This is a genomic window from Bradyrhizobium sp., from assembly GCF_049581145.1.
GTDB lineage: Bacteria > Pseudomonadota > Alphaproteobacteria > Rhizobiales > Xanthobacteraceae > Bradyrhizobium.
The window spans coordinates 1-8,983 of sequence record NZ_JBAURI010000410.1 but is presented as its reverse complement, the minus strand read 5'-3'; the positions used below and the strand labels follow the sequence as shown (position 1 = coordinate 8,983).

The 8,983-nt window shown below is 62.6% G+C and carries 6 protein-coding genes and 1 pseudogene; 1 reads left to right on the top strand and 6 read right to left on the bottom strand.

The window, feature by feature from the left end; genetic code table 11:
• The 5 genes and pseudogenes from WCB02_RS13255 to WCB02_RS13235 all read right to left on the bottom strand — a co-directional run.
• A pseudogene (locus WCB02_RS13255) lies at positions 1–388 on the bottom strand (UDP-N-acetylglucosamine 1-carboxyvinyltransferase); the annotation flags it as partial.
• A 242-nt stretch (positions 389–630) separates the two neighbouring features.
• Positions 631–3,984: an AAA family ATPase gene (locus tag WCB02_RS13250; RefSeq protein WP_423958679.1), complete on the bottom strand. Its 3,354-nt coding sequence runs from the start codon at positions 3,982–3,984 to the stop codon at positions 631–633.
• Between the two features lie 155 nt (positions 3,985–4,139).
• Positions 4,140–5,012, bottom strand: a complete 873-nt coding sequence (locus WCB02_RS13245) for a polyprenyl synthetase family protein (protein ID WP_423958678.1) — start codon at positions 5,010–5,012, stop codon at positions 4,140–4,142.
• Between the two features lie 70 nt (positions 5,013–5,082).
• Positions 5,083–5,640, bottom strand: coding sequence for a hypothetical protein (locus WCB02_RS13240; protein ID WP_423958677.1), 558 nt, complete (start codon positions 5,638–5,640; stop codon positions 5,083–5,085).
• Between the two features lie 196 nt (positions 5,641–5,836).
• Positions 5,837–6,160, bottom strand: a complete 324-nt coding sequence (locus tag WCB02_RS13235; protein WP_423958676.1) for a hypothetical protein — start codon at positions 6,158–6,160, stop codon at positions 5,837–5,839.
• 107 nt (positions 6,161–6,267) lie between these two features.
• On the opposite strand from WCB02_RS13235, the gene WCB02_RS13230 reads away from it, so the two are divergent.
• Entirely contained in the window at positions 6,268–7,881 is a 1,614-nt protein-coding gene (locus tag WCB02_RS13230; RefSeq protein WP_423958675.1) for an FAD-dependent oxidoreductase, read from the top strand.
• A 54-nt stretch (positions 7,882–7,935) separates the two neighbouring features.
• On the opposite strand, the gene WCB02_RS13225 is transcribed toward WCB02_RS13230, so the two are convergent.
• A complete protein-coding gene (locus WCB02_RS13225) occupies positions 7,936–8,865 on the bottom strand; it encodes a hypothetical protein (RefSeq protein ID WP_423958674.1) in 930 nt (309 codons plus the stop codon).
• Between the last annotated feature and the right edge of the window lie 118 nt (positions 8,866–8,983).

Below are 8,983 nucleotides of genomic sequence, written 5' to 3'. Positions count from 1 at the left end.
AATGCGTATCGAGCCGGCGCCGGCCGATCACGTCGCCGCCGGGCGGCGGCAGCGTCACCTCGCCGCAGCGCGCGAGCAGCGGACCCGCGAGCAGGATCGAGGCGCGGATCCGCGCGCACAGGTCCGGATCGAGATCGGCGGCGCGAATCTCCTTGGCGTGAATGGCGAGCCGGTTGCGTCCGCGCCATTCGGCCGAAGCGCCGACCGAGCGGACGAGTTCGACCAGTGTCTCGGTATCGCGAATCCGCGGCACGTTTTCGAGCGTGACCGGATGCTCGGTGAGCAGTGATGCGGCAATGATCGGCAGCGCGGCATTCTTGTTGCCGGAAGGCTCGATGGCGCCCCGAAGCCGGTGGCCGCCCTCAACGATGTATTGAATGGGCGCCAAGCGAAGCTGTCCTCCAACCGGAATCCTTGATTCGGCACCCAGAATTCGGCAGTGGATCAATGATTCAATCCGAGCCCTATAGCAGAGTATAGCGACTCACGTAATGCAATTCTGTGGCCCTGCGATGGTGTTCCAATCCAAAATCAGGCTCCGCGTGAATTCGACGAGGGCCGTGACGCGTGAAGCGCGGTCGACGGAGGATCGATGGCATTCGGTCCGCGCGGGCGGGACGAAAGGAAAACTTACGACAGGCTGTCCAGGACGGCGCGGGCCTGGATCAGATCTGCCGTGTGGTGGCCGCTCGTGAAGCCGTCATAAGCAGGCGCGAGCAGAGCGCGCGCGTCGTCTGCTCGTCCGACATCCCGCCAGGCCTGCGCCAGGCTGGTCGCGGTCCGCAGTTCGAACAGTCGCGCGCTCTGCCGTCGCGCCGTTGCCAATCCGCGTTGGAAAACGACCTCCACTTCAGCCAGCGGTGCGCCCTGGCACAGCCTTGTGCAGGCTCGTACCCGAAACCCCTCGGCCGCCGCATAGTGCTGCCCGGTCGCGTCAGCCTCCGCGGCTGCGCGATCCAGGAACGCGATGGCCTCATCGCTTCTCTGGTTCTGCATCAGGATTTCGGCTTCGCTGATCAGGAAAAAGGGGCTCCAGATCCTGGTTTGCATCCGGTCGCGGATTTCCCAGCTGCGCTGCAGTCGCGCCAGGCCTTTTTCAACCGCCCCTGTTCTGGCCGAAGCCCAGCCGAGCAGCGCTTCGGTGAAGCATTCCCAATAGAACACACGGTGGCGATTCACGATCTCGACGAGTTCTTCGGTGATCGCGAGAACGGTGGCCGGATCCTGCTCGACCATTGCCTTCATCGCGCAAACAGACATCACATAACAGCAGGTGAGGTGGTGCCCGCTTTCACGAGCCTCACGCAGACTGCGGACGCAGAGTTGCTCCGCCTCGTCCAGCAGACCGAGTTGTTGGGCGGAGAATGAACATTGCGCCAGGGTCGTCGGGCGAGGAATCGTCAGATAGTCGCCGAGTATCGCCGCCGTACCCTCGCGCTCGAATGCCTCGATCACTTCGAGGAACCGTTCACGCGAGAGGTCCAACTCTCCGCTCGCTTGCGCAATCATTGCGCTGATCCGGACCCCCTGGGCTGCCGACGTCGCGTCGCCGGCCTGATGCGCCAGTTCCAGGAAACTGCCGACATACTCTCGGGCGCGCGGGAAGTCGCATCGCACCAAAACTCCGCCAGCTCGGCCCCACAGGATGCGCAACAATTGGCGCGTTTCTCCCAGATCCTGGCCAAGCTCGTGCAATCGGGTGTAGTTCTGTTCGACCTCCATCCCCGAATAGCCATGCGTCGCGTAAAGCGGTTCGATCAGGGCGATCCGAAGTTCGAATTCCCGGCGATGCGTCGACGAAGCATCCTCAAGCTGCGTCAGGAGCGCCAAGGCCCGCTTGAACTGGCTGACTGCTTCAATATTGCTGTATCGGGCCGCCGAGCGCGAAGCGGCGCGCTCCCACCAGCCGATCGCTTGCGCGATCAGACCGGCTTCGGTGAAATGATGCGCCAATAATTCCGGCTCCACCTCCGCTATCTGGGCAAATTTGGTCTGGAGGGTCTCGGCAATGCGCTTGTGCAGCTGCTGACGACGACTGATCAGCAGTGTCGAATAAGCGGCCTCCTGCACGAGGCCATGCTTGAAGGTATAGGTCACCTGCGGCGGATTGCCCCGTGCGCTGATCAGGTCCGCGGCCTCGAGCAACGCCAAAGCGGCCTCGAGTTCCTTGGGCTTGGATGGGACTACCGCCGCCAACAGCTCAAATGAGAATTCCCGCCCGATGGCCGCACCGATCTGGGCGACGACTTTGCTTTCTGTCAGCCGGTCGATACGCGCGAGCAGTGAATCCTGCAGGGTCACCGGTATGATCGGTTCAGCGGGGCCCCGTCTATCGTCATAGGCGTTGGCGCTCGCCTCAAACGGCCCGGACTCGATGATGACCTTCGTCAATTCCTCCACGAACAACGGCATCCCGTCGGTCTTGGCCACGATCTGGTCCACCACTGCCTCAGACACATTGTTCCGCGCCACCTGCTTGACCAGTTCATAGGACTGCCGCCGGCTCAACCGGTTGAGGCTGAGAGAAGCAACCCGGCTATGGCCGAGCCAAGGCGGCCGATATTCCGGGCGGTGCGTGATGATAGAGAGGATCCTGGCATTGTCGCGCCGGCCCAAGCCGCGGGTGATCGCCTCGACCGTGGTCGGATCGATCCAGTGCGCATCCTCCAATATCCACAGGACCGGCTTGAGCCGCGACAGACTCACGAGCCATTCGTCGATGGCATCCAGGGTCAGGTTCTTCATCTGCTCCGGCGGCGCTTCGTGCCGCGGGAAACGATCGCCGATCGGGATCGACAGCAGAGCGGCAAAAAGTGCAAGGGTTTCCGGCGCCACATTGCCGGCCTTCTGGACTTCGCCGCTCAGCCGATCGAGCTTCTCCTCCGGCTCCATGTCGAGCGTCAGTCCAGCCAGCCGGTCGAGACTCGCGATGATCGGATGCAGAGCGCTATCGGTATGGAACGGCGAGCACTGCAAACGGATGACGAAATGGCCCTCCGCGGCAACCCGGCCCGCGAGAGCCATGCACAGTCTCGACTTGCCGATGCCTGCTTCGCCCGCAAGCAGCACCATCTGGCGTTCGCCCTCGCGGGCGGTCTTCCATCGCTCGAGCAGCAGCGAAAGCTCGCTCTCTCGGTTGATCATTTCCGTCAGATCAGCGTGGTGCGTCGCATCGAAGCGGCTTTCGGCCGCGGCCTCGCGCAGCACGCGCCAGACCGGCCTCAGGCCAGCCAGACCCTTCAGGTCGAGCATGCCAAGGAATTCCAGCTCGAACATGCCATTGATCAACCGGCGTGTGCTGCCGGCAATCGCGACCCCGTCGGGCGCAGCGAGATTTTGCAGCCGGGCGGCCAATGCCGGCGTTTCGCCGACAACCGCTTCTTCCCTGGCCGCGCCCTCGCCCAGAAGGTCACCCACGACGACAAGTCCTGTCGCGATGCCGGTTCGCACATGCAGCGTCACGTCAGGCAGCGAGGTCAGATGTGGGACGATTCGGCCGAGTTCCAGCCCGGCGCGCACGGCGCGTTCCGCGGCGTCTTCCAAGGCGGCGGGATAGCCGAAATAGGCGACGATGCCGTCTCCGGTATATCTGGCGATGAAACCGCCAAGCGAGGTCACGGCATTCACGCAGGCGTCGAGATAGACGCCCATCACCTTGCGGAGCTCTTCAGGGTCCAGCTTGGAGGCAAGATCCGTCGACCCGACCATGTCACAGATCAGCACGGTCAACTGCCGGCGCTCGGCGTCCGGTCGCGCGCGCGCAAGCTTGATCGATGCCTGCTGGTCGGCCGGATCCCGCCCGAGAAGATCGTCAATGGCCTTGAACAGTCTCTTGCGATGCCCCAGTGGAACACCCAGACGGTGTAGATCGGCGTCCGTCAGATCAGGGAGAACATCGGCGTCAATCGCCTGATCGGAAAACAGGGTCCGGTACTGCCCCAGCCCAAGTTCTTCAAGCCATGCGCCGACGTCCAGACTTGGCATGAGATCGCGCTTCTCCAAACACTTTATGCCGTCGCCCGCGTGCTCGCCGTCATCCACGAAGCTCTCGCCTTGGCGTCATCAGCCAGCAGCGTGGGTTTGGCAACCCACGCGCCATATCTCTCAGCTTTTGCTTTTTGACTGTATAGCACAATCGGCTAGTAGCGGCTCAGTTGCCGGGTTCGCTCGATCAGCGCGAGCAAAGGTTCGGGATCGGCCGCGAACGATCGCGCTTCGGTTCGGCCCTCGTCGGCGATCCTGTCGAGATAGGCCTCGGCTTCGGGTAGCTTGGCGACAAACTGCCTGCCGAGCTCCGCCAGATTGCCGCCTTCCGCGTCGCAGAATATTTTGGCGGCCGCGGGGTCGCGGATCGCCAGCGCGGCAGGGAGCGTCAGGATGCCGTCGCGCAAGTCCTCCTCGCCGCCGCCGCCGAGCGCGGCCAGCCCCTTCACATCGCCGACATCGTCACAGCCGTGATAGAGCAGGCCCAACAGCCCACCGAAGGTCCGCAGCCGGCCCGAGCGATCGCCGAGGCAGGCGCACACTTCGAACATCGAGCCGGTGTCCTCTCCGGCGATCTTGCGCCAGTCCTCAATTCCCAGCGGCTGACGGCGCAGCCGCCACTGCATGCACTCCGCCACGCCCAGCCGTTTCAAGAGCTCCGAAAACAAAGCAATCGCCGCCAAGTCGTCCTGCAGCTGCAGATAACCTTCGGCGACGATGTAGCCCGAGGTCATCAGAGCCGATAGTTCTCCGAACCTGGTATGCATCGTTGCCCGGCCGCGCCGGGTAGGGGAACGATCGACGATGTCGTCGATGATCAGGGAAACGTTGTGAAACAGCTCGATCACCAAAGCCGACTGCATGATCCGCTCGGGAATCGGTCCTTCGCGCATCGCGCGATAACAGGAGAAGATTGTCAACGGGCGAAAGTATTTTGATCCGGTCAGGAACTGCCATTCGAGCGCTTCGCGCAATTCCGCGCTGCAACCGCCAATCCAGCGTGCGATCCGTTCGCGCAGCTGCGTCATCTCGGGCTCGAAACCGAGTCCAGAGATGACGGATTGTGTCGAGCTGTCGAGCATGTTGAAACGCGCCGCCCTAGACTTTGCCGCGCCAGCGCCTGCGATAGGGGCCGGCCTGGCCGGGTGGTTGAAAAGTCTCGGCTAAACTCTCATCAAGCGCGCTCAGTTCGCTCTGAAGAATGCGCGCCTCCCTGGTGGCAAGATCCCCGATCTCGCGCAGCAACGCACGCAGTTCATCCGCGGCAATCAGGCGCTGCGCTCCGGGCTCGTTTCCGGCAACTGGTTCGAGGCCTAGGATCTGGGCCATGCTTGCCTGATGACTTCCAAAAATCCGAGCCACGCCGACCCAATAGCTGACAGACCTGTCCGCGGCGATCATCATGGCGTGGCTGATCGGGCGCAGGAAATCCGCGGCGGTCGCATCGCTCTGACCGGGGAGGGGTGAATGGGTCGCTGGCTGGTCAGGGCGATGCCGACTGGCGACGGCAAAATCAACCATCGCGCCAAGCACGCCGATCATCGGTTCAAGCGTACTTTCCCCGGAAGAGCCTGCGGCCGATTGACTGCCGGCCATGGATTGCCGGTTGAGGCTTTCCCTGAGGGCGGTTCCTGCAGCTAGCCATGCGTCACGCATCGCGAGGAACAGGCCGGCTGCGGAATCGGGCCCCGACTGGCTGGCGCCGGGACCAAACGTGCCTTCTGCATTGGACATCGTAACTGGAACCTGCGTCCTAACTCAAACCCACGCGGTCGGTCGCCCCAGCCGCAGGTTGCAATTGGTGGCATGCGCGCGCGGGGAAGGCAACTAGCAGTTCACCGATTTTATCCGATCAATCCCCGACCGCGCGGCGTCGCCCGCGCAAATTGTCATATTGCGAAAGAAACACCATCATCGAAACCCGCGGCAGGCCGGCGAAGGCGCGCGCGAAGTCGGCCGGCCTCGGCGCAGATGCGCCGGGAGTTTCGGAGCCGCCACCTGGCTGCGACGGCTTGGTGTTCCCGCCAGGCGCGTTCCGCGCTAGCGCGGAAAACGCCTGCTGATATCCCCGGCCCGCCAGCACGGCACTCCGGGCTGCGACATCCGCAAACGCAGCCATCGCCGCCGAGTTGGCCAGAAGCATTTCAGTGAAAATCACGCGATAGCTCGGCGGCATCGGGGAAATCCATTTGATTTGCAGGCAACGAAAGAAGATAATGGTATTATTGTTGCGTTTTGTCGCCTTGAGCAACAACTAATTATCAGCCGTTGGGGGGCAACAGGATGCCGGAAGCAACAATTGCAGGATCCGGTCTGGCCGGCATGTCCGCGGCTCACCGGTTGATGGAGCAAGGCTTCGACATCACGCTCTATGAGCAGAACGATTTTCTCGGCGGCAAGCTCGGCGCCCATAAAGCGGACGGCAACCCCGATCCGCACGAGCACAGCTACCACATGTACCTGAACTGGTACAATAATTTCTGGCAGTTGATGCGGGAGATCGGGGCCCTCGATAAGTTCATACCGAACGCCGTGATCGGCTATCGTCGGCCGGGCGACAAGCAGACGCTGGCGGGTCTCACCAATGCCGGATCGCCGACCACGATTCTGACCAACATGTTCAGTGGCGTCGCCTCGCCGGCCGACGAATTCATTTCGGCCTATTGCCTGCTCGACCTGATCGGCACGCAGGCGATGTCGGGCGAGGTACTGGAGCAGACATCGGTCAATAATTTCCTCCGCTCCAGGGGCTACAGCACCGAAGCGTCGATCGCGACCGCGACGCGCACACTGGCGGAGGCCTTTGCGTCGCCGAGCTATCTGTCGTCGGCGCGAAGCTATCAGAGCCTGATCAAGTATGGCTACCGCAATCCAGTTCCTTCGATGTGGCTGCTGATACAGAACACCAATGACGCCATTTTCGAGCCGTGGCGGCAATACCTCGAGACGCGGGCCGAACAGCTTGGCCGCCGCTTCGAAATTCATCGCCTGACCCAAGTCGCAGCGCTTCATCTGGATCAAGGCGAGGTGCGGGAACTGACGCTTGGAAAGATGCCGCACAGCCCGACCACCGAGCGCGGCCCAGTGACGCCACCGACTGAGACGTGGAAGGTCGGTATTCCCGGTGATCTGATCCTCGCCGTGCCGCCGCGCGCGCTCGGTCGCCTTGTCAGTCCGGAGGTCGCTGCGCTGGCGCCGGACCTTGAAACTGTGCGCCTGCTGCGAGTGGAGCCCATGATCTCGCTCGATCTCTATTTCAAGAAAAAGATCCCGGGGCTGAACAACAGCATCACGGTGCTGCTGGAGTCCAACTACACGCTCAGCCTGCTCGATCTCTCACAGGTCTGGAACGACTTGGCGACAGGAAACACCGTGCTCAACGTCACCTCCTCGAACGCTGATCTGATCGTCGATTATCAGGACGAGGTCATTCTGGATCTCGTGCTCAGGGAATTGCGACGCTTCCTCGAGTTCAACCTCGGTCCCGCCACCGTTGCGCCGAGCTTGCGCGACGATGACGTGGACTACGGTCGCTGCCATATCCAGACCAATGTCGGCGAGGAGCTTTTTGTCAACCAGGTCGGCAGCTGGGCATCCCGCCCAAAGGCGGTTTGCAACATCCCCAACCTGTTCCTGGCCGGCGACTTCTGCCAGACCTGCATCGATGTCGTCACGGTCGAAGGCGCCGTAGTCAGCGGTTTGCTGGCGGCCGAGGCCTTGCGCCGGAGGCGCGGGATCGGCACTACGATCGATATCGTCGAGCCGGACAGCTATCCGGCCATTGTCCCGGCGATGCTCGCGGTGGCTCTGCGGCCTGCGGCCTTTGCCGCAAAGGCAGTCTCTATCGCGGATTCAATGGTACGCAGCCAATTCTCCCGGATGTTTCCCAACGGCTGATCCTTGATCCATCCTGTCGAATGCCGCTGGTTCAACCTTGGCTGAAGCCATGCATCAAGGCAGGTCCAGCAACCGCGGCGCGCCGAACAGCGCGGTCTGCCGTTCGGTCCAGCCATTCGCCGCCGGCAGCGTGTCGGCGATGTTGAAAGCGCGCAGCGTTTCGCACAAACAGACCGACTTTCCGTCGCCGCACAGACACGAGCGGTCTCCTCGGACGCCAAGCTCCAGTATCGCTGAGCCGCCGATTTGCATGCCCTCCCCGCTGCCGCTTTTCGTCGTCATGGCCCAATAGGTTCGCCTTTCGGCGCCTTCGCCGCGCTGGGAGACGGAGAAAGTCGGCTGGTCGGAGGATTCACCATCACCAAAGCGCGGAAACCGGATCGAAAGCGCCTTGCCGTGTCGGTCAGAGAGGCCGAAGCGCACGTTATCCTGGGCATACTGGACCGCAAGTTTGGGACAAACGATCTTCTCCAGCCCCCACACCACGCTGGCCGCTTCCCGGGTGAATTCCTGTGTGACCACGATGGCCAGGTAGTAGGCGAACAGCTGTTTGGCCGGATCGCCCTTGGCGGTGACGGTCAACGCAACGACGAACTCCGGATAAATGCCGAAATCGCTGTTGCGATAATCCACGCCGATGATCATGAGCGGAGTCCGCCCATCGCCGGCATCGAACGCGGACAGCTTCGCGCCGGCTGCTCCGAGCGCATCGTTAGCCGCCTTGATCGACACGAAATACATCGCCCAGCCCTGTGAAGCGTCCAGGACCCGCGCCGGCATCGCGAATGGCTTGCCGTCGACTTCGAAACTCTCGCCCATGGCGGCAGGCTGCGTGTAGGCATCCCGAGGCTCCGGCTGCGCATGTGACCGGCGCATGAATTCCATTGCAGCCTTTTCGGCAACCGCCGGTGCAAGCGCGGACACATCGGCCAGCCAACTGAGATAGCCGCACGCCAGACCCCGCAATAGCGTCTCGGCCGGCACCGATGTCTTCACGCCCTGGATCAGCCGCTCAACCTCGCGCCGCCAACTGCGGCCGGTTATCGTCCACCATTGCCGATAGGCCTGCGAACCAGCGCGAACCGCAAGCTCCGCCAGTGCT